Annotated in this window: 20 protein-coding genes; 10 read left to right on the top strand and 10 right to left on the bottom strand. The window is 71.0% G+C overall.

What is annotated here, in order from left to right:
- Nucleotides 1-9: 9 nt before the first annotated feature.
- The 3 genes from AS857_RS28025 to AS857_RS28015 form a co-directional block, all read right to left on the bottom strand.
- Entirely contained in the window at nt 10-1263 is a 1254-nt protein-coding gene (locus AS857_RS28025) for a DUF2786 domain-containing protein (protein ID WP_245700557.1), read from the bottom strand.
- A gap of 164 nt (nt 1264-1427) precedes the next feature.
- A complete protein-coding gene (locus tag AS857_RS28020) occupies nt 1428-2660 on the bottom strand; it encodes a GNAT family N-acetyltransferase (protein ID WP_107105668.1) in 1233 nt (410 codons plus the stop codon).
- Nucleotides 2661-2796: 136 nt separating this feature from the next.
- Nucleotides 2797-4074 carry a L,D-transpeptidase gene (locus AS857_RS28015; protein ID WP_058045975.1) on the bottom strand — a complete coding sequence of 426 codons (1278 nt, stop codon included), beginning with the start codon at nt 4072-4074 and terminating at the stop codon, nt 2797-2799.
- A gap of 335 nt (nt 4075-4409) precedes the next feature.
- Between AS857_RS28015 and AS857_RS28010 the strand changes: the two genes are divergently transcribed.
- A complete protein-coding gene (locus AS857_RS28010; RefSeq protein ID WP_058047114.1) occupies nt 4410-4694 on the top strand; it encodes a hypothetical protein in 285 nt (94 codons plus the stop codon).
- Between the two features lie 69 nt (nt 4695-4763).
- Here the strand turns inward: AS857_RS28010 and hutH are convergent, their stop codons facing one another.
- The 5 genes from hutH to AS857_RS27985 form a co-directional block, all read right to left on the bottom strand.
- On the bottom strand, nt 4764-6302 hold the full coding sequence (gene hutH / locus AS857_RS28005; RefSeq protein ID WP_058045974.1) for a histidine ammonia-lyase: 1539 nt from the start codon (nt 6300-6302) through the stop codon (nt 4764-4766).
- 141 nt (nt 6303-6443) lie between these two features.
- Nucleotides 6444-7559: a GGDEF domain-containing protein gene (locus AS857_RS28000; RefSeq protein ID WP_058047113.1), complete on the bottom strand. Its 1116-nt coding sequence runs from the start codon at nt 7557-7559 to the stop codon at nt 6444-6446.
- A 250-nt stretch (nt 7560-7809) separates the two neighbouring features.
- Nucleotides 7810-8604, bottom strand: coding sequence for an enoyl-CoA hydratase/isomerase family protein (locus AS857_RS27995; protein ID WP_058045973.1), 795 nt, complete (start codon nt 8602-8604; stop codon nt 7810-7812).
- A gap of 111 nt (nt 8605-8715) precedes the next feature.
- Nucleotides 8716-9969, bottom strand: coding sequence for an adenylate/guanylate cyclase domain-containing protein (locus tag AS857_RS27990; protein WP_107105667.1), 1254 nt, complete (start codon nt 9967-9969; stop codon nt 8716-8718).
- A gap of 91 nt (nt 9970-10060) precedes the next feature.
- The gene (locus tag AS857_RS27985; RefSeq protein WP_058045971.1) at nt 10061-10927 is read right to left on the bottom strand and encodes a biotin--[acetyl-CoA-carboxylase] ligase; all 867 of its coding nucleotides are present in this window, start codon (nt 10925-10927) and stop codon (nt 10061-10063) included.
- 165 nt (nt 10928-11092) lie between these two features.
- Here AS857_RS27985 and AS857_RS27980 point away from each other — a divergent pair, with 165 nt between their 5' ends.
- The 6 genes from AS857_RS27980 (at nt 11093) to AS857_RS27960 (ending at nt 16808) form a co-directional block, all read left to right on the top strand.
- On the top strand, nt 11093-12682 hold the full coding sequence (locus AS857_RS27980; protein ID WP_058045970.1) for an acyl-CoA carboxylase subunit beta: 1590 nt from the start codon (nt 11093-11095) through the stop codon (nt 12680-12682).
- Nucleotides 12683-12702: 20 nt separating this feature from the next.
- Nucleotides 12703-12912 carry an acyl-CoA carboxylase epsilon subunit gene (locus tag AS857_RS27975; RefSeq protein ID WP_058045969.1) on the top strand — a complete coding sequence of 70 codons (210 nt, stop codon included), beginning with the start codon at nt 12703-12705 and terminating at the stop codon, nt 12910-12912.
- Nucleotides 12913-12982: 70 nt separating this feature from the next.
- Nucleotides 12983-14395, top strand: a complete 1413-nt coding sequence (locus AS857_RS27970; protein WP_058045968.1) for an eCIS core domain-containing protein — start codon at nt 12983-12985, stop codon at nt 14393-14395.
- A gap of 72 nt (nt 14396-14467) precedes the next feature.
- The gene (gene mmpB / locus AS857_RS41990; protein ID WP_275477384.1) at nt 14468-14596 is read left to right on the top strand and encodes a morphogenic membrane protein MmpB; all 129 of its coding nucleotides are present in this window, start codon (nt 14468-14470) and stop codon (nt 14594-14596) included.
- Nucleotides 14597-14695: 99 nt separating this feature from the next.
- Nucleotides 14696-16159, top strand: a complete 1464-nt coding sequence (locus AS857_RS27965; protein ID WP_063278437.1) for a peptidoglycan D,D-transpeptidase FtsI family protein — start codon at nt 14696-14698, stop codon at nt 16157-16159.
- 31 nt (nt 16160-16190) lie between these two features.
- The gene (locus AS857_RS27960) at nt 16191-16808 is read left to right on the top strand and encodes a Maf family protein (RefSeq protein ID WP_058045967.1); all 618 of its coding nucleotides are present in this window, start codon (nt 16191-16193) and stop codon (nt 16806-16808) included.
- Here the strand turns inward: AS857_RS27960 and AS857_RS27955 are convergent.
- Together AS857_RS27955 and AS857_RS27950 are read right to left on the bottom strand one after the other, a co-directional pair.
- Entirely contained in the window at nt 16805-17110 is a 306-nt protein-coding gene (locus AS857_RS27955) for a hypothetical protein (protein WP_058045966.1), read from the bottom strand. The genes AS857_RS27960 and AS857_RS27955 overlap by 4 nt on opposite strands.
- 16 nt (nt 17111-17126) lie before the next feature.
- Nucleotides 17127-17576, bottom strand: coding sequence for a hypothetical protein (locus AS857_RS27950; RefSeq protein ID WP_058045965.1), 450 nt, complete (start codon nt 17574-17576; stop codon nt 17127-17129).
- Between the two features lie 116 nt (nt 17577-17692).
- Here AS857_RS27950 and AS857_RS27945 point away from each other — a divergent pair, with 116 nt between their 5' ends.
- Genes AS857_RS27945 through AS857_RS27940 form a run of 3 tightly spaced genes read left to right on the top strand, consistent with a single transcriptional unit; the run spans nt 17693 to nt 19334 of the window.
- Nucleotides 17693-18526 carry a helix-turn-helix domain-containing protein gene (locus tag AS857_RS27945; RefSeq protein ID WP_058045964.1) on the top strand — a complete coding sequence of 278 codons (834 nt, stop codon included), beginning with the start codon at nt 17693-17695 and terminating at the stop codon, nt 18524-18526.
- Nucleotides 18523-18720 (top strand): DUF397 domain-containing protein, encoded by a 198-nt coding sequence (locus AS857_RS38135; RefSeq protein WP_079110684.1) that lies wholly within the window; start codon nt 18523-18525, stop codon nt 18718-18720. The genes AS857_RS27945 and AS857_RS38135 overlap by 4 nt, the downstream gene beginning before the upstream one ends.
- A 47-nt stretch (nt 18721-18767) precedes the next feature.
- Entirely contained in the window at nt 18768-19334 is a 567-nt protein-coding gene (locus AS857_RS27940) for a DJ-1/PfpI family protein (RefSeq protein WP_058045963.1), read from the top strand.
- The last annotated feature ends 51 nt before the right edge of the window (nt 19335-19385 follow it).

Raw genomic sequence — 19385 nt, 5'->3', positions numbered from 1 at the left:
CGGCTCGCCTCACCCCAGCTCGGCCGCGTCCGCCGCCTCCGCCCCCCGCGCCCAGCCGTCCGCGTCGCGCCCCTTCAGCCGGTGCGAGGTGGTCTGCGGGAAGAGCCGTTCGGCGGTCTCGCCGACCGCCAGGTCGCGCGCGGCGAGCACGGGCAGCACCTCGGGCCGCGCCTCCTGCGCGACGGCCTCGGCCGTCGCGTCGCGCACGGCCGCCGCGAGCCGCTCGCCGATGCGGGACGCGTAGGCGATCAGGAACGACTCCCGGAAGTCGCGGGTGCGGCGCGAGCGCCCGCCCGCGTGGTGGGCGTCGGCCGCGCGGTGCATCGCGGTGGTGGCCTGGACCAGCAGGGAGGTGTACATGAGCTCCACCAGCTCCAGGTCGGCGTCGAAGCCGACGACGGTGGAGAAGCAGTGGTCGGCGGACCACACGGCCTGGCAGTGGTTGGCGCCGGCCACGGCGTCCAGCAGCAGCGCCTTCGCGGACTCGTACGGGCCCTCGACGCCGATCCGGCAGGCCCCGGGCCCGTCGGCGGCGGCCCCGTCGGCGTGGGCGGCCAGCAGCGCCTCGTCCATGGAGTGCCGCGCCATGAGCTCCTGGGCCTTGGCGGAGAGCGCCTCGGCCTCCTCGGGGAAGTCGGTGGACTCGGCCTTGGCCAGCAGCGCGCGGATGCGGCCCAGGACGCGCGGTTCGACGTGCACGCCGGGCCGGGTGTACGCGGCGCCGGGCATCGGACCGACCGCCCCGGTCCGCGGCAGCCCGGCGGCGAGCCGCAGCGCGCCGAGCGCGCACGCGACGGTCTCGAAGCGGCTGAGGCGCTCGCGCTGCGCGAAGCCCTCCAGGAAGGCCGCGTCGTCGTCCCACCACACCCGCGCCTGGAGCTCGCGCAGCTGCGCGGTCCAGCGGGCGCCGAGGGTGTCGGGGGCGTAGCGGCGCGCCTCGGCGGCCAGCGCGGCCACGGCGAAGCGCACTTCGACGGGGGTGAGCTCGCGCCGGGCGAGCCGGATCACGTCGGCGGGCTGCCAGCCGCGCTCCCAGCAGCCGCGTATGGTCGCCGAGGCGGTGCGCACGACGGCGCGGCTGAGGGCCTCCCAGCCGGCGGGGGCGGCGCTCAGGGCGGAGGCGGCGGCGTAGACGGCGTCGTCGAGGGTGTCGGGGCCGTGTGTGCGCAGGGAGGCCAGGGCCGCCTCGACGGACTCCAGGAGGGCGGTGTCCTCCAGCCGCTCGCGCTGCCGCTCTTGCTGCTGCTTCCTGCGTTCGGCCACGGAACCCTCTTCCTTGCATGACGCACGACGGATCACCGCGACGGAGGGGTCGCAGCGATACGGCGTACGGCGCTACGGCGGTACCCCGGTACGGCCCATTGTCCGTGACATTGTCCGTGACAGCCGTGTCGCCGGGGGTTACCGCCCAGGTCAGCGCGCGGAGGCTACCATTCCGCGGGCTGTCCCGGGGAGTCCTCCGCACCAACCTCCGCACCAGCCCCCGCACCGTCCCGCAGCGCCTGCAGCACCGCGTCCGGCACCCGCGCCTGGAAGATCCCGACGGACCGCTCCGGCCGGTAGCCCAGCATCTTGTTGACGGCGCGCATCGGACCGTTGTCGTCGGCGACGTGCGTGGCGATCTCTCGCACGGGCGGCTCCTGCTCGCGCAGCAGCCGCAGCATGCGCACCTTGACCGCGCGGCCGAGGCCCAGGCCCCGGTGGGCGGGCGCCACGGCGGTCTCGTACTGCTGCGCGCGGACGTCGCCGGGCGAGCGCCGGCCGACCTCCGTGAGGGCCGCGTACGTGCCGTCGGGAGCTTCGACGGCGACGGTGAAGAGGACGCCCCCGCGCTCCCCGTACGCGCTCTGGGCGGCGGTGACGCTCTCCGCGTCCCACCGCATGGGCTCCTGGTCGAGCTCGCCCATCGGGGCGTCGGCCATGGCGTTCCTGACGCCGGCGAACGCCGCGGCGTACTCGGCGGGCACGGCGCCCGTCCACTCCACGAAGCGGTAGCCGTCGGGCAGCTCCGGCCCGGCGGCCTCATCGAGGGCGGCACCGGCGCTCTCACCTGCGACCTGGTCCGCAACCTGGTCAGCAACCTCGTCGGCGACCTCGTCGGCGATCCGCTGGACGTACAGGACGAGCTGCAGCCCGCACGCGAACCCGCGGTTCCTGGCGAACTGCTCGCCCTCGCCGCCGATTTCGACTTCCACGCTCACCGACTGCCGCTGCTCGTACTCCAGGACGGCCTGTATCTCCTGCCACAGCAGCGTGCCGATGCCGCGCCGCCGCTGGTCGGGCCGGACGGCGAGCCGCCCGATCCAGGCGGTGGCGCGGTTCAGGTCGTCCTCGAAGAGCCGCAGGAGGGCGACGCCCGCGTAACCGGACCCGCCGCCGGGCAGCGGGACCACCAGCCGGACGATCCTGCTGCGCGACGCGGGGATCCGCAGCTGGCCGGCCGTCTCCACCCGCCCGGGCCCCGGCACCCCGGCGGGCATGTCGTGGGCGTGCGCGGCGGTGACGACGGCGTGCCAGGCGTCGATCTCTTCCTCGGAGGGGGCGGCGCCCAAGCGCTCGACGCTCACGCGCTCATTCCTCACACGCTCGCCACCCACGCGCTCGCCACCCACACGCGCGTCGTTCGAGCGCTCGACGCCCGATCGCAGAAGTTCGCTCATCCAGCGCACGCTACGTACCCCACCCGGGGTTGTCGTGCGGTTTTTGCCGCCGCAACGCAAACGCCGGGCGGGCTGGGAAACCAGCCCGCCCGGCGTCCGGCGGTCGAAGGCCCGGCAGAAGCCGGACTCCTGAGGGTCAGGAACCCGTGGCGCTACCCGCGACCCACGCGTTCCAGTCCATGTTCCAGCCGTTGAGGCCGTTCTCCGGGGCGATGGTCTTGTCGGGCGAGTTCTTCACCTCGACGACGTCACCGATCTGGGTGTTGCTGAAGAACCAGGAGCCCGAGGTGTTGGGGTCGTCGGCACCCTGCTTGTCCTGCAGGCCGATGCAGCCGTGGCTGGTGTTGGCCGTGCCGAAGATGCCGCTGCCCCAGTAGTTGCCGTGGATGAAGGTGCCGGAGGTGGACAGGCGCATGGCGTGCGGCACGTCCTTGATGTCGTACTCGCCCTTGCCGTCGCCCTTGGTGAAGCCGACGGTGGAACCGTCCATCCGGGTCTCCTTGAACTTCTCGGAGATCACCATCTTGCCGTTGTACGTGGGGTTCTCGGGGCTGCCGGCCGAGATCGGGATGGTCTTGATGGTCTTGCCGTCCCGGACGACCGTCATCTGGTGGGTCTTGGTGTCCACCGTGGAGACCTGGGCGTGACCGACCTTGAAGGAGATGGTCTTCTTCTGGACGCCCTTGACGCCCGGGGCGCCCTCGACGCCGTCGAGGTCGAGCTTCAGGGTGACCTGGGAGTTGGCCTTCCAGTAGTCCTGGGGGCGGAAGTCGATGCGCTGGTCGCCGAACCAGTGGCCGACGACCTTCTGGCCGCTGCTCGAGTTCACCGCGATGTGCGACTGGACGGCCTTGCGGTCCTTGATCGGCTTGTCGAAGTTGATCGACACGGGCATGCCGACGCCGACGGTCGAGCCGTCCTCCGGCGTGAAGGAGCCGATGAAGCTGTTGGTCGGCGAGACCGTGGTGAACGAGGAGTTCTCCGTGGCCTTGCGCTTGTCGGAGTCGACCGCCTCGACCACGATCTTGTACTTGGTCGAGCGCTCGAGCTGCGCCTTGGGCTGCCAGGACGTCTTGTCCGGCGATATCGTGCCCTCGACCGGGGTGCCCTTGTCCGTCGTCATCTTGACGCTGGTGAGCGTACCGTCACTGACGGTGACCTTGGCGTTGTCCGCCGCGATGCCCGCGTTGGCGGAGCCGTCCTTCTGCGCGATCTTGATCTGCGCCTTGGAGGCTTCCTTCGCGGCCGCGGCGTCGACCTTGTTCTGCTCCTTGCCGCTGCTGCTGGAGCTGCTCTTGCCGCCGTCGTCGTCGCCACCGCCGCAGGCGGCGAGGGTCAGTACACCGCCGAGCACAGCGGCCGCGGCCACGAGAGCCTTGCGGCGCTTGCCGTACGTCATCACACGCTTCTCCATTGCTCCTGCGGCCCCTATCCCCGAGCCGAACCGTGGGGCAGCACGATTCCCGGCTACTACTTCAAGGAACGCCTGCACCGGTTCGTCCGTTCCACACCCTTGGAGAATGTGGGGAAGGCCACGCCTGCAGAGCCCCTCGGAGGGGCGCCATGATAGCGGTGGTCCTGATAGAGGCGGGGGCGGTTGCGGCGCGCGGGGTGGCGGTGACCGCCGGAAACCCGTGGCTTCCTCAGGGGCGTTCGTATCACTACCATCGGGTCACTGACATCCAGTCAGCCCGGGAGCGGTGGACGTGCCGTGCCCCCGAACTCCGCCGCGCCGAGGGGGATTCGTCCGTGACCGCACGCCGACCGCTGCTGACCGCCGTCGCCGCAGGGTCGCTCCTGTGTGCGGTGTGGTTCATGCCGACCGCGAACGCGACGGTCGAACGGACGGACCGACCCGCCCCGGAAGCCCGCCTCGCGACACCCCCCGCGCAGGGCTCTGAGCAGCAGCTTTCCCTCGCCGCCTCGGGCAGTGCCGACACCACTCCCTACGTATTCGGGGGAGTTGCCCTCGTGGCGGCGGGCGGAGCGCTGGTGACGGTCGCCGTGCGCAGGACGCGCACGGCGGACCGCTGACCAACCTTTACCTTCTTTACCTTCTTTGCCCGAAGCCGGCCTGGAGGCCGCCGCTCCGGCCCAACGTGGCTACGCCAGCGGACCCGTTACGGGTTCAACCGCCTCCACGAGCTTCCCGGCCCGTACGAACTCCTCCGCCCGGGCCAGGTCCGGGGCGAGGAACCGGTCCTCGCCGGGGCCTTCGACGCCCGCGGCGCGCACGGCCTTCAGCACCGCCTGCGTGGCGGGCGACGGCGTCAGGCCCTCGCGCAGCTCGACGGCCCGGGTCGCGGCGACCAGCTCGACGGCGATGACGCGCGCGAGGGCGCCCAGGGCCGTGCGCAGCTTGCGCGCCGCCGACCAGCCCATGGAGACGTGGTCCTCCTGCATCGCGGAGGACGGGATGGAGTCCACCGAAGCGGGGACGGCCAGCCGCTTCATCTCGCTGACGAGGGCGGCCTGCGTGTACTGCGCGATCATCAGGCCGGAGTCGACGCCCGCGTCGCCCGCCAGGAAGGGCGGCAGGCCGTGCGAGCGGTTCTTGTCGAGCAGCCGGTCGGTGCGGCGCTCGGCGATGGAGGCGAGGTCGGCGGCGGCGATCGCGAGGAAGTCCAGGACGTACGCGACCGGGGCGCCGTGGAAGTTGCCGTTGGACTCCACGCGGCCGTCGGGCAGCACGACGGGGTTGTCGACGGCGGAGGCGAGCTCGCGGTCGGCGACCAGGCGGGCGTGCGCGAGGGTGTCGCGGCCGGCGCCGGCGACCTGCGGGGCGCAGCGGATCGAGTAGGCGTCCTGGACGCGCGGCGCGTCGTCCTGGTGGTGCCCGGTGAGCCCGGAGCCGGCGAGGACGCGCAGCATGTTGTCGGCGCTGGCCCCCTGGCCGGGGTGCGGGCGGATGGCGTGCAGCTCGGGCGCGAGCACCTTCTCGGTGCCGAGCAGGGCCTCCAGCGACAGGGCGGCGGTGACGTCGGCCGAGGTCAGCAGCCTGCCGAGGTCCGCACAGGCCATGACCAGCATGCCGAGCATGCCGTCGGTGCCGTTGAGGAGGGCGAGGCCCTCCTTCTCACGCAGCTTCACGGGCTCGATGCCCTGCTCGGCGAGCAGCTGGCCGGCCGGCTTGACGGTGCCGTCGGGGCCCTCGGCGTCGCCCTCCCCCATGAGCGTGAGCGCGCAGTGGGACAGCGGCGCGAGGTCGCCGGAGCAGCCGAGGGAGCCGTACTCGTGCACGACGGGGGTGATGCCGGCGTTGAGGATCGCCGCCATGGTCTCGACCACGAGCGGGCGCACGCCGGTGCGGCCCGAGGCGAGGGTCTTCATGCGCAGGAACATCAGTGCGCGGACGACCTCGCGCTCGACCCGCGGGCCCATGCCGGCGGCGTGCGAGCGCACGATGTTGCGCTGCAGCTGGGCGCGCAGCTCGGGGCTGATGTGGCGGACGGCGAGGGCTCCGAAGCCGGTGGAGACGCCGTAGACGGGGTCGGGCTTGGCGGCGAGGTCGTCGATGACGCGGCGCGACTCGGCGACGGCGGCCAGTGCTTCTTCCGATACGACGACGCGCGCGGCGCCCCGTGCCACGGCGATCACGTCTTCCGCGGTCGTCCCGGCCGTCCCCACCACCACAGTGTGCATATCCATATTCAGGCACCCTAGAGACTGAATCGCTGCCTGTACATAGCCGATGGGTGGCCTGTCAGGTACAACGCGTAGGGACCCCTTCCGCATGCCGGACCGGGGCCGTGATCCGCCGCGCGGAACGGATTCCCGCCTCCCTCACGGCCGCCGCCCCCGGAAGCGCCGCCGCTCGGCCACCGGCGCGGTCGGCGGGTGATCCGCGAGCCGGACCACGGGGTCGGCCGGCCCCCCGGCGCGCCCGGCGACGACCGGCTCGGCCGCGCGCGCCGCCTTCGCCCGGTACTGCGCGGCGTCCGCGAGGCGGAAGAGCCGGCGGGCCGTGCCCACCGACCCGATCGGGTCCCCGGTGGAGGCGACGCCGCACGCGACGCCCTCCCCCAGCTCCAACGCGGCGGCCCTGCGGCACAGTTCGCCCGCGACGCGCACCACCTCGTCCGCCGCCGGCCCCACCGTCAGCAGACAGAACTCGTCGCCGCCCAGGCGCGCCGCCAGCGCCCCCGGCAGCATGGCGCCGCACAGCGACAGCACCGAGCCGAACCGCTCCAGCAGCCGGTCGCCGACCGCGTGCCCCAGGGTGTCGTTGACGCGCTTGAGGCCGTTGAGATCACAGACCACCAGGCTGACGACGACACCCTCCGCCAGGTGCCGCTCCACGGCCTCGTCCAGCCGCGCATCGACCGCGCGCCGGTTGGCGAGCCCGGTCAGCGGGTCGGTGAAGGCGAGCCGGCGGACCTCCTCCAGGCGCTCGGTCTGGGCGATCCCCGCCGCCGCGACGGAGGCCAGGACGGTCGCGAAGTCGGCGTCCGTGCGGTCGAAGGCGGGCGCTCCGGGCGGCCGGGCCACGTACAGCTCGCCCCACGCCCGCCCGTGCAGCACGACGGGGGCGACCACACAGCAGCCCCGGCCCCGGCGGCGCAGCGCCGCCACCCGCTCGTGCCGGTAGGCGCCCGGGCCCGCGGCGCCCTGCTCCGCGGCGCCGTCCATGTTCTCGACCCAGGCGCGGGGCTCGGCGCCGCCGCCGACCCACTCCTCGTGGAGGAACTCCACGATCTCGGGGAAGTCGTGCACCGGGTACGACTCGTCCTCGGGGAAGCGCTCCTCGCCCGCGGTCAGCTCCCCCGCGTTGACCAGGACGCGCAGCCGGCCGCGCTCGCGCTCCCACACGGAGACCGCGGCGAAGCTGCCCTCCAGGGCGGACATCACCCGCTCCGCGGCGGCGGACACGGTCTCCAGCGGAGTGCGCGCGGCCGCCATCGACTGCGCGAGCTCCACCACAGCGCGCAGCCGACCGTCGCACTCCCCGCCTGCTGCCACCCGAGCCTCACATTCCGTTGCTGAGCGCAGATTCTGCACTCCAGCCTAAGAATGTCGGCCGCATTCCGCCGCATGACGGCCGTAGCACCCTCCTGTCACTTCTCTCTCGGGGATGACCCCGGGCGACAAGGCACTACGAACGACTCGCTGCGCACAGCCGGTTAGAGGCGGGGGCACCCGGCCGACGTGCTCAGTGCCCCGGCCACTCGGGCTTGCGCTTCTCGTTGAAGGCCGCCACGCCCTCGGCCCGGTCGCCGGAGAAGGCGACGGACCTCCACGCCGCGTCCTCGACCTCCAGCCCGGCCCGCAGGTCCAGGCCGTGCCCCAGCCGCAGCGCCCGCTTGGCGGCCCGCAGACCGACAGGAGAGTTGCCGGCAATACGACTGGCCAGCGCAAGAGCCTCCACGCGATCCTGCCCCTCGGGAACAAGCTGATCGACAAGCCCCAGGGCCTGCGCTTCCTCGGCCTCCACACGCCGCGCACTGAAAATCAGCTCGGCAGCCCGGGCCGCCCCCACCCGCCGGGGCAGAAGCTGCGTCCCGCCACCGCCGGGGATGACCCCCACCGAGACCTCCGGCAGCCCCACCACGGCCGTGGCGTCGGCCACGATCACGTCGCAGGAAAGAGCCAGCTCGAACCCGCCGCCGAGCGCGAACCCGTGCACCGCGGCGATGGTGGGCATCGGCAGCTCCAGCACGCCCGTGTAGGCGGCACGAGCGTGCGGCCGCTGCCGGCTCAGGTCGGCATCCGTAAAGGAATTCCGCTCCTTGAGGTCGGCCCCCACACAAAAAGCACGCTCATGCGTAGAGGTAAGAACGACAACCCGCACGGAATCGTCCTCACCAAGAGCCCGAGTCGCCTCGGCCAGCCGAGCGGCCAACTCACTGGACACGGCGTTCATGGCCTTGGGCCGGTCAAGTACGAGCTCGGCCACGTGGCCGTGCCGCCGGACCGCGACCCACTCTCCGAAACGCTGCTCGCTCATCGCCCTCACCCTTCGGGTTAACGCCTGTAAACGTGCGGAGACCCGATCATGCCCTGCACCCGCCCGGCACGGCCATACCCGAAAACGGGGGCGTGCGGCCGACGACGCCGGTCAGCCACCCCTCCGCGACAGCAGCCACGGCTCGACCATGCCCAGCCCACGAACCGGCCGCTGCCACATCGGCTGCAGCGCAAAGCGGTACCCCGCGGCCGCCTCCTCACCCTCCCCCACGTCCGCCTCCGACTTCGGCGCGTCGCCGTTGCGCGTCAGCTCCTCCGCCAGCGCCTGGTCGACGAGCACCGCGTCCTTCGGCGCTATCGACGTCAGCCGCGACGCCAGGTTCACCGTCGTGCCGAAGACGTCGCCCATGCGCGTCGTCACGGTCCCGAAGGCGATGCCGACCCGCAGCTCGGGCATCGTCTCGTCGTGCGTCATGGTCTCGATGAGCCGCAGCCCGATCTCGGCGGCGGTCCCGGCGTCATCCGCCGAGTACAGAACCTCGTCACCCAGCGTCTTGATCAACCGGCCTCCGTGCGCGGCCACCAGATCGGCCGCAGTGGTCTCGAAGGCCTCGACGAGCTCGCCGAGCTCCTCCTCTTCCAGACGCCGCGTCAGACGGGTGAAGCCCACGAGGTCGGCGAACCCGACGGCCAGCCGCCGGTCGACCATCTCCGCGTCGTCCTGGGCCTGGACGACCCGGCCGGTGGCGGCCGCCAGCTGCCGCCGCCACACGTAGATGAGGAACTCCTCCAGCTCCGGCAGCAGCAGCTCGACGAGCGGGTACGTGATCTCCGTCCGCGTCATGCCGGGCTCCTGGGGCTCCGTCAGGCCCTCGAGGAAGGAGTCGATCTGCCAGTCGGCGAGGCGCGCCGTGGTCTGCCCGGTGGACCGGGCGACCTGCACGGCCATGGGCTCGCTGAGCAGCCCGGCCTCCACGAGACCGGCGAGCCGCCGCAGCGCGAGCACGTCGGCCTCGGTGAGCGCCTTGGCCTGCCCGATGTCGGCGAAGCCCATGGCCCGCCAGAAGCGGGAGGCGAGGTCCATGGAGACGCCGGCCGCGCGGGCGGCCTGGAAGGGGGTGTAGCGGCGCTCGGCGCCGAGGATCAGCGCTTCGAGGCGGAGCGCGATGGGGTCTCCGCCCTCGTCTTCCGGCTCGTCGCCGTACTCCTCGTCGACTCCGGCACGCGAAGCACCGCCGGCGGGCGAAGCACCTCCGGCAGCCGAAGCACCGCCGGCAGGCGCAGTACCGTCGGCCCGCGCAGCGCCGTCGGCAGGCGCAGCGCCGGCGCCGTCGCCGCCGCGCGCAGCACCGTCCTCGCCCGTAGCCCTCACGGCACGGGGGGTTCCCCCACCGTCGGCGGTCACCGCCCGCCCCCTGTCCGATCCGTGCGCACTGCCCTGCCGATCACTGCTCGCTTAGGTTCTGGGCACAACGATACGACAGGTGTGCCGTAGCTCACTCTTCCGACGGGGCGGGCCGTACGTGAACGATGTCGCCGGCGCCCACCGGCTGCTGCACTCCGTCGCCCGTGGCGAGCACGAGCCGCCCGTCCCCGTCGACGGCGACGGCCTCTCCGACCAGCTCACGGCCGCCGGGAAGTTCGGCCCGCACGTGGCGCCCGAGCGTGGCGCACCCGGCGGCGTACGCCTCCTGCAGACGGCTCTGCGCCGGATCGCCCGCCGCGTCGCGCCACCGGCCGTACCACTCCTCCAGCGAACGGAGTACGGCGCGCAGCAGCGGATCGCGGTCCAGGACCTGCGCTCCGGCCAGCGCCAGCGACCCCGCCGTGGGTACGGGCAGCTCGTCGGCCCGCAGCGACACGTTCAGGCCGATGCCGACGACGACGGCGTCCCCGGTCCGCTCGGCGAGGATCCCGCCGGCCTTGCGCTCGTGCCCGTCGACCGTCACGAGCAGGTCGTTGGGCCACTTCAGCGCCGTGTCGACGCCGGCCGCCCGGGACAGCGCGGCGGCCGTGGCGACCCCGGCGAGCAGCGGCAGCCAGCCCCACCGCTCCACGGGCACGCCCGGGCCGGGCCGCAGCAGGACGGAGAAGAAGAGACCGGACCGCGGCGGCGCCGTCCACGTGCGGTCGAGCCGCCCGCGCCCGGCGGACTGCTCCTCCGCGACGAGCACCGCCCCTTCGGGCCCGCCGGCGGCCACGAGGTCGGTGTTCGTCGAGCCCGTCCGCGCCACCACGTCCACCGAGGTCCACAGCGCGCCGGGCCGCAGCAGCCCGCGCCGCAGCGCGGTGGCGTTGAGCGGCGGCCGGTCGAGATCGGACCAGCGGCCGCCGGAAGGAGGAGGCGTCTCAGGAGGCGTCATAAGAGCCACCATAGGAGGGAAGTGGAGGCAAACCGGTGTGGCCAACGACGCACTGCCGCAGCGCACCCGCGCGGATACGCTACGGACCGGTAGCACCGGTTAGCCCACTCAGCCTCAGTTCATCCTCAGCCAGCCCACCTCTGGACGAGCAGGAGCCGCATCCCGATGTCCGAGCCGGAATACGACGTCCACACCACCGCGGGCAAGCTCGCGGATCTGCAACGCCGGATCGAGGAGGCCACGCACGCCGGCTCCGCGCGTGCCGTGGAGAAGCAGCACGCGAAGGGCAAGCTGACCGCCCGCGAGCGCATCGAACTCCTCCTGGACGAGGGTTCCTTCGTCGAGCTGGACGAGTTCGCCCGGCACCGCTCGACGAACTTCGGCATCGAGAAGAACCGCCCGTACGGGGACGGCGTCGTCACCGGCTACGGCACCGTCGACGGCCGCACCGTCTGCGTCTACTCCCAGGACTTCACGGTCTTCGGCGGCTCGCTCGGCGAGGTCTACGGCGAGAAGATCGGCAAGGCCATGGACTTCGCGCTGAAGACCGGCTGTCCGATCATCGGCATCAACGACGGCGGCGGCGCCCGCATCCAGGAGGGCGTGGTCGCCCTCGGCCTCTTCGGCGAGATCTTCCGCCGCAACGTGCACGCCTCCGGCGTCGTCCCGCAGATCTCCCTGATCGTGGGCCCCTGCGCGGGCGGCGCGGTCTACTCCCCCGCGATCACCGACTTCACGGTGATGGTCGACCAGACCTCGCACATGTTCATCACCGGCCCCGACGTCATCAAGACCGTCACCGGCGAGGACGTGGGCTTCGAGGAGCTCGGCGGCGCCCGCACGCACAACAGCACCTCGGGCGTGGCGCACCACATGGCCGGGGACGAGAAGGACGCCATCGAGTACGTCAAGGCGCTCCTCTCCTACCTCCCCTCGAACAACCTCTCCGAGCCCCCGGCCTTCCCCGAGGAGGCCGACCTGGAGATCTCGCCCACCGACAGCGAGCTCGACACCCTCATCCCGGACTCGGCCAACCAGCCGTACGACATGCACACGGCCATCGAGCACGTGCTGGACGACGGCGAGTTCCTGGAGACCCAGGCCCTGTTCGCGCCGAACATCATCACCGGCTTCGGGCGCGTGGAGGGCCGGCCGGTCGGCATCGTCGCCAACCAGCCGCTCCAGTTCGCCGGCTGCCTCGACATCAACGCCAGCGAGAAGGCCGCCCGCTTCGTCCGCACCTGCGACGCCTTCAACGTGCCGGTGCTCACCTTCGTCGACGTGCCCGGCTTCCTGCCCGGCACCGACCAGGAGTACAACGGCATCATCCGGCGCGGCGCCAAGCTGATCTACGCCTACGCCGAGGCCACGGTGCCGCTCATCACGGTGATCACGCGCAAGGCGTTCGGCGGCGCGTACGACGTCATGGGCTCCAAGCACCTCGGCGCCGACCTCAACCTCGCCTGGCCCACCGCCCAGATCGCCGTCATGGGCGCCCAGGGCGCGGTCAACATCCTGCACCGCCGCACGATCGCCGCGGCGGAGACCCCGGAGGAGCAGGAGGAGCTGCGGGCGAAGCTCATCGCGGACTACGAGGACGCGCTCCTCAACCCGTACGCGGCCGCCGAACGCGGCTACGTCGACGCGGTGATCATGCCGAACGAGACGCGCCGGCACGTCGTGCGGGGCCTGCGGGCGCTGCGCGACAAGCGCGAGGCGCTGCCGCCGAAGAAGCACGGCAACATCCCCCTCTAGATCCCTCCAGGAGGCTCTAGGTGATCAAGGTAGTCCGGGGCAACCCGACCCCCGAGGAGCTCGCCGCCGCCCTGGCGGTGGTCCAGGCCCGCGCGGCAGCGGGCGGCGCTGCCGCGCCCGAGGCGGGCGAGGCCCGCCCGGAGTGGTCGACGCCGGCGCGGCGCCTGACCGCGACGCGCATGCCGCAGGCGGGCCCGCGGGCGTGGCGCACGACGTACTGGCCTGCGTAACGAGTACGACGAGTACGGAGGGAGCGGGCCGCAGTCGCGGCCCGCTCCCCCTACGCGCACACTCGGTTGTATGGGCGGAAAGGAACTCCTCTCCCGCACACCGGACGCGCCCCTGCGGCACACCGCCCCGGAATCGGCGCCCGCCCGCGTCCTCCCCCGCTCGCCCGGCACTCTCCTGGACCATGTGACGCAGCGGACCATGTCCGCCCGCTTCTCGTACGACTTCAGCCGGGTCCGCACGCACAGCGACGAGCAGGCGGCCGAGCTGGCTGCCGGTCTGCACGCCAGGGCGTACACGGTGGGGCACGACGTGGTGTTCGGACGCGACATGTACGCACCGCACACCGCGACCGGCCAGGCACTGCTCGCCCACGAGCTCGGACACGTCGTCGAGCAGTCGGCGGCGGGGGTACGGGCGGTCCAGCGCGACGACGTGGCGGCTCCGGCGCCGGTGGCGGCGAAGCCGGCGGACCCCGAGGCGGCGCTGGGGCAGCGGCTGGTCAAGGAGTTTCCGAACGGGGTGGCGCTGGCGTTCTACCAGCCGATGCCGGTGGACAACGAAGAGGCCAGCAAGGCAGCAAAGAGGTGGGCCGAGCCGGAGAAGGCACTGGCGGTCAAGGGCAAGCAGATCACCGCAGCGAACATCGTCTTCGGTGAGGCGATGAAGGAGACCGACCGCCCCTTGGGCGCCACGGTGCAAGCCATCGGCGCCCTGCTGAAGGCCGCAGTCGCCAAGGCCCCGCCGGACCCGGCCGTACCCCCGGGGACCGGCCCGGCCACGGTACGCACCCTTGCGGTCTTCGCCCACGGTGGTCCCCAAGGGTGCGGCATCACCTCGGTCAATACGACCGGAGCCGCAGCGCTCTTCAAGTCGATCGCCCCTGTGCTGGCGCCCAACATCAACTTCATCCTCTTCTCCTGCAATGCGGGTCGGACGTATGAAGAGAAAGAGGACTGGGTGAAGGGGACGATGCGCCCCGGCGGCCAGGGTTCGCTGGCGTCCGTGGCCCGTGACGCGCTCATCGCCGAGGGCAAGGTCGGTTCGGTGTGGGCGCACACGACGCTCGGGCACGTCAGTGAAGGCAATCTCGCGCTGCGGGAATTCGATGCGACGACCGGATCGGGCAGCGCAGGCGAATCCTTCGTCACCCGGTACGTCTTCACGCCGTCGGACAAGCTCGTCGCGACGGGCGAGCTGCTCGGCGAGGTCGCCGAACAGGGGTTCGTACTCGGCGCCGGCGCAACCGCCGCTGCCGACGTGCTCACGGAAAAGGTGATGTACGACTGTTACGCCGAGGCGTGCAAGAAGCTGAACTTCGAAGGGCGCAAGCTTCCCGACGCCATACCGACACACCCCGTCGAGGTCGGCGGACTGGTGAGGGATTACTGGACGACGTACTGGCCCGGATTCCTGGCCGAGGCAGTGAAGATCCTCATCAAGCGATTGACCGCCTCAGGTCAGGCCACGAAGCGCAAGCAGTAAACACCCCCGCCCCCGGCGATTGAGTACGCGTACTCAGGCGCCCCCGCACCCCCCGGCGGCACCATGGGGGCAATGCTGTGGTCCGACCCTTCGAACGAACCGCCCGAGGAGCTGCGCGAGGCGCAGGCGATGCTCCGCCGGGCCGGTCTCGTGCTCGCGATCGGCATGGTGATCGCCTTCGTCATCCTGGGCGTGGGCTGAGCCACAGGGAACCCACAGTTACAGGCCGTCTGCAACCAAATCCTCCCCATCCCTCATCATGGCTAGTGAAATGCCGCGAACCGGGGAGTGCGTCACACCATGAACAAGCCCGTGCGCCACATATCCGTCTTTGTCGGATTGCTGGTCCTGGCCCTACTGGTCCGGGCGAACTGGATCCAGTTCGTCCGCAGCGACGACCTGGCCAATCACAAGGACAACAAGCGGGTGAAGATCGCCTCCTTCGCCCAGCCCCGCGGCAACATCATCGTCGGCGGCCAGCCGGTCACCGGCTCCAGCGAGACCACGGGCGACTACAAGTACAAGCGCACGTTCAAGGACGGCGAGATGTACGCCCCGGTCACCGGCTACTCCTCGCAGCTGTACGGCAACAGCCAGCTCGAATTCGTCAACAACAAGCTGCTCAGCGGCACCGACGACAAGCTGTTCCTGCAGCGCACCACCGACATGCTCAGCGGCAAGAAGCCCCGCGGCGGCGACGTGGTGACGACCATCGACCCCAAGGCGCAGAAGGCCGCCTTCGAGGGCCTGGGCAAGTACAAGGGCGCGGTCGTCGCCCTCGACCCCCGCACCGGCAAGATCCTCGCCCTGGCCTCCACCCCCTCCTACGACCCCTCGGTCTTCGCGGGGAACACGCTGAAGGACCAGGAGGCGTACAAGAAGCTGGAGGCCGACAAGGACAAGCCGCTGGTCAACCGGGCGATCAAGGAGCGCTACCCCCCGGGCTCCACCTTCAAGATCCTCACCGCCGCGGCCGCCCTCGAACACGGCATCGTCAGCGACATCAACGCCAAGGGCAGCGCCCCGGTCCCGTACAAGCTCCCCCTCAGCACGACCACGGTCCGTAACGACGTCCAGACCGAGGAGTGCGTCAACGGCTCCCTCAAGGCCGGCCTCCAGTGGTCCTGCAACAACGTCTTCCTCGACCTGGCCGACAAGCTGGGCAAGGACAAGATGCGGGAGACCGCCGAGAAGTTCGGCTTCAACAACAAGGACATCTTCATCCCCAACGGCACCGTCGAGAGCATCTACCCCAAGAACCTCGACCGCCCGCAGACCGCCCTCACCGGCATGGGCCAGGGCAGCCTCGACAGCACCCCGCTGCAGATCGCGATGATGACCGCCGCCCTCGCCAACGACGGCAAGCTCATGAAGCCGTACCTCGTCGAGGAGCTGCGCGACCCCGGCCTGAACACGCTGGAGAAGCACAAGCCCGAGGTCATGTCGCAGGCCGTTTCCGCCGACACGGCGAAGAAGGTCCAGCAGATGATGGAGAACACCGCCCAGAACGGCACCGGCAAGAAGGCCCTGATCGACGGCGTCACCGTCGGCGCCAAGACCGGCACCGCCCAGCACGGCGTCAACAACGAGAAGCTCCCGTACGCCTGGTTCGTCTCCTACGCCAAGCAGGCCGACGGCTCCCCCGTGGCCGTCGCCGTCTTCATCGACCCCGAGGGCTCCGGCATCGACCGCGACGAGATCTCCGGCGGCGGCCTCGCGGGCCCGATCGCCAAGAAGGTCATGCAGGCAGTGATCAAGAAGTAGCGCCCGGGGACGGGGGCCGCGGTTGTCTACGATGGCGGGCATGACCCCTCAGCGCCGCCTCGTCCTCGCCTCCCAGTCCCCCGCCCGCCTCGGCCTGCTCAAGGCCGCCGGGCTGCGGCCCGAGGTGATCGTCAGCGGCGTCGACGAGGACGCGCTGACCGCCCCGACCCCCGCCGAGCTGGCACGCCTCCTGGCCGAGGCCAAGGCCGACGCGGTCGCCGCCCGGCCGGAAGCGGCCGGGGCGCTGGTCGTCGGCTGCGACTCCGTCCTGGAACTGGACGGGCAGGCCCTGGGCAAGCCGGAGGACGCCGAGGACGCCACCGCCCGCTGGAAGTCGATGCGCGGCCGGTCCGGGATCCTCCGGACCGGCCACTGCATCGTCGACACGGCCACGGGCCGCCGGGTGTCGGCGACCGCTTCCACGACCGTGCGCTTCGGCGAGCCCTCCGACGCCGAGATCGCGGCTTACGTCGCGACCCGCGAGCCGCTGTACGTCGCGGGCGCCTTCACCCTCGACGGCCGCTCCGCCCCCTTCATCGAGGGCATCGACGGCGACCACGGCAACGTCATCGGCCTCTCCCTCCCCCTGCTCCGCAAGCTCCTCGCCGAGCTGGGGATGTCGATCACGGAGCTGTGGGCGGACGCCTAGAGCGGCAGCAGCCCGGTGACCGGCGCGAGGAGCCCGAGGACCGGGTCGAGGGCCTGACCGGCCTGACCCAGCTGGTTCAGCTGGTTGAGCTGATCGAGCTTGCCGAGCTGATTCGTGGCCCCGGGGTAGATGCTGGTCGCCGGTTCCTCCCCGGGCGGCCCGGGAGCGGGCGCCGGCGGAGCCACGACGTCCCCCGCGTTCGAGGTGGGCGGTTGCGGCATGGGAGCGGCCGTGGCTGCGGTGGCGGTCAGGGCGAAAGCGGCGCCGGTGAGAGCGGCGGCGGCAACGATGCGCTTCATCATGACCGCCCCAACGAAGTCATGGCGCCTCGGTCACCATTCCTTCCGCCAGTCGGGGGGCGCACCCCAGAAATGCACGGGCCGTACTCAGCAGAAGAAGCGTGTGCACGAGCCGCCCGTCGGGCGTGGGAACGCAGAACCACGAGAGGGGCCATGTGGCCCCGTAGAGCGCGGGAATGGGCACGTAGTCGGCTGCGCCGGCTTCCCCGGTGAGGCGCTCGACGCCTTTCGGCCAGGCGCGGCGGGCGGTACTTCCGGATTCGACGAGGAAGTACATCGCCCTGCGGTCGTTCGCTTCCGCGATGATCGGACCGGGCCGGCCGCGGGTGAGCATGGCCATGGCATTGGCCAGACGGCGGCCGTCGTTGCCGTTGACGCGGACGGCGTCGAAGTGGACGCCTGCCTTGCGGAGTTGGTGACCGGCGACGGGGAGCCATCCGATTTCGGTCACGCGACCTTGCTGGTTCATGTGACGAGTGTCACTGGGTCTCGCTAGGTTTTCCATCACAGAGCGTCGACCACCCGTAACGGTGCAGTTTGATCGAACGCTCCTTGAGTCCGGTTGAGTCCAGTTGAGGGGGAGCAATGGCGCGCTCGGAGAACAAGAGCAGGGCGGGAGCCGGCATGCAACTAGTGTCGGAAGTCGCAAGGTTGATGCGACTTCACGCGGGCCTGACCCAGGAACAAGTCGGCGAGCAGATCGGATATACGGGCTCCGCAGTCAGCGCGCTGGAAACGGGTGCACAGCCCGCCAACGACCAGATGCTGGATGCCATGGAGAAGGCAATTGGGGGCGGAATCGGCATCTTCACGGCGGCCAAGAAGTACCTGATGCTGGACAAGTACCCCACAGACTTCCGGGACTACGCGGCCCTGGAGCGGAAGGCGCTCTCGGTCAGCTCGTACATGACCTTCGTTGTCGACGGCCTGTACCAAACAGAGGACTACGCGCGCGCAATCATCGGCGGCAGCTACCCACCACTACCGGAGGCCAGGGTGGAGGAGTTGGTAGGAGTGAGGATGGCGCGCAAGGCTCTGTTCAACCGCGAGCCGACGGCCCTCCTGGAGTTGATCCTCGAAGAGTCAGTGCTACGCAGGCCGTTCGGAAGCAGGGACATCATGCGTGATCAGCTGCTGCTCCTCGCCACGTACGCGAGGTGCCGGAATGTCACGATCCAGGTGCTACCCCTGGACGCCGCCCTGACCGGGGACTACGCGGGTGATCGCGGCTCGATGAAACTGCTGGAGACACCGGATCACCGCACGGTGGTCTTCGTGGACGGCCAAGGCCTCAGCAAGTTGATCAGCAACCCGGCTGAGGTGACTGAGCGGGCACATCGCTACGCGAAGATCCGCGCGCAATCTCTGAGCCCGCGCGAATCGCTGAACTTCATCGAACAGTTGGCAGGGGAGCAATGAGCAACACCATGCAGTGGCGCAAGTCCAGCTACAGCGACGGCGGTGGCGGCGACTGCGTCGAAGTGGGCAGACGTCCGGACCGCGCCCCGGTGCACATACGGGACTCCAAGAACCCCACGGGAGGTGCCGTCACCGTCAACAACACCACCTGGTCAAGTTTCCTCGGACATGTCAAAGCGCATATTCCGGTGTAGGCCGGAAGCCATCCGGCTACGCCTCCTACCCCCGAGGAGCCTGCCGCATGCCGAGGATCCTGATCACCACCGGTGACGCCGCCGAGGACCTGGAGGTCCTCTACCCCTACCAGCGCCTGCTGGAGGAGGGCTACGAGGTGGACATCGCCGCTCCCACCGTGAAGCAGCTCCAGTTCGTCGTGCACGACTTCGTCGCGAGCTTCGACACGTACACGGAGAAGCTGGGCCACAGCTGGCCCGCGGACGTCGCGCTGGCGAACGTGAACCCGTCGGACTACGCCGCGGTCGTCATACCCGGCGGCCGCGCGCCGGAGTTCCTGCGGCTGGATCCCGACTTCCAGCGGATCATCAAATCGTTCTTCGCGCAGAACAAGCCCATCGCGCACATCTGCCACGCCGTGATCGCGCTGACGCCGCTGGGCGTCCTCAAGGGCCGCCGTACGGCCGCGTGGCCGGCGTGCCGCCCGGACGTGCAGCTCGCGGGCGGGACGTTCGTGGACGCGGAGGCCGTCGTCGACGGGAACATGGTGTCCGCGCGGGCGTGGAACGACCAGCCCGCGTGGATGAGGGCGTTCGTGGAGCTGCTCCGCGAGAAGGCGCCGGTCAAGAGCTGACGCCGACGGCTCCTGTGCGAGGCTGGGAGGTCCGCCGACAACCCGCCCAGC

The sequence above is a fragment of the Streptomyces roseifaciens genome (assembly GCF_001445655.1).
In the GTDB taxonomy this organism is placed as follows: Bacteria; Actinomycetota; Actinomycetes; order Streptomycetales; family Streptomycetaceae; genus Streptomyces; species Streptomyces aureoversilis.
This window is presented reverse-complemented; position numbering and strand designations above follow the sequence as displayed.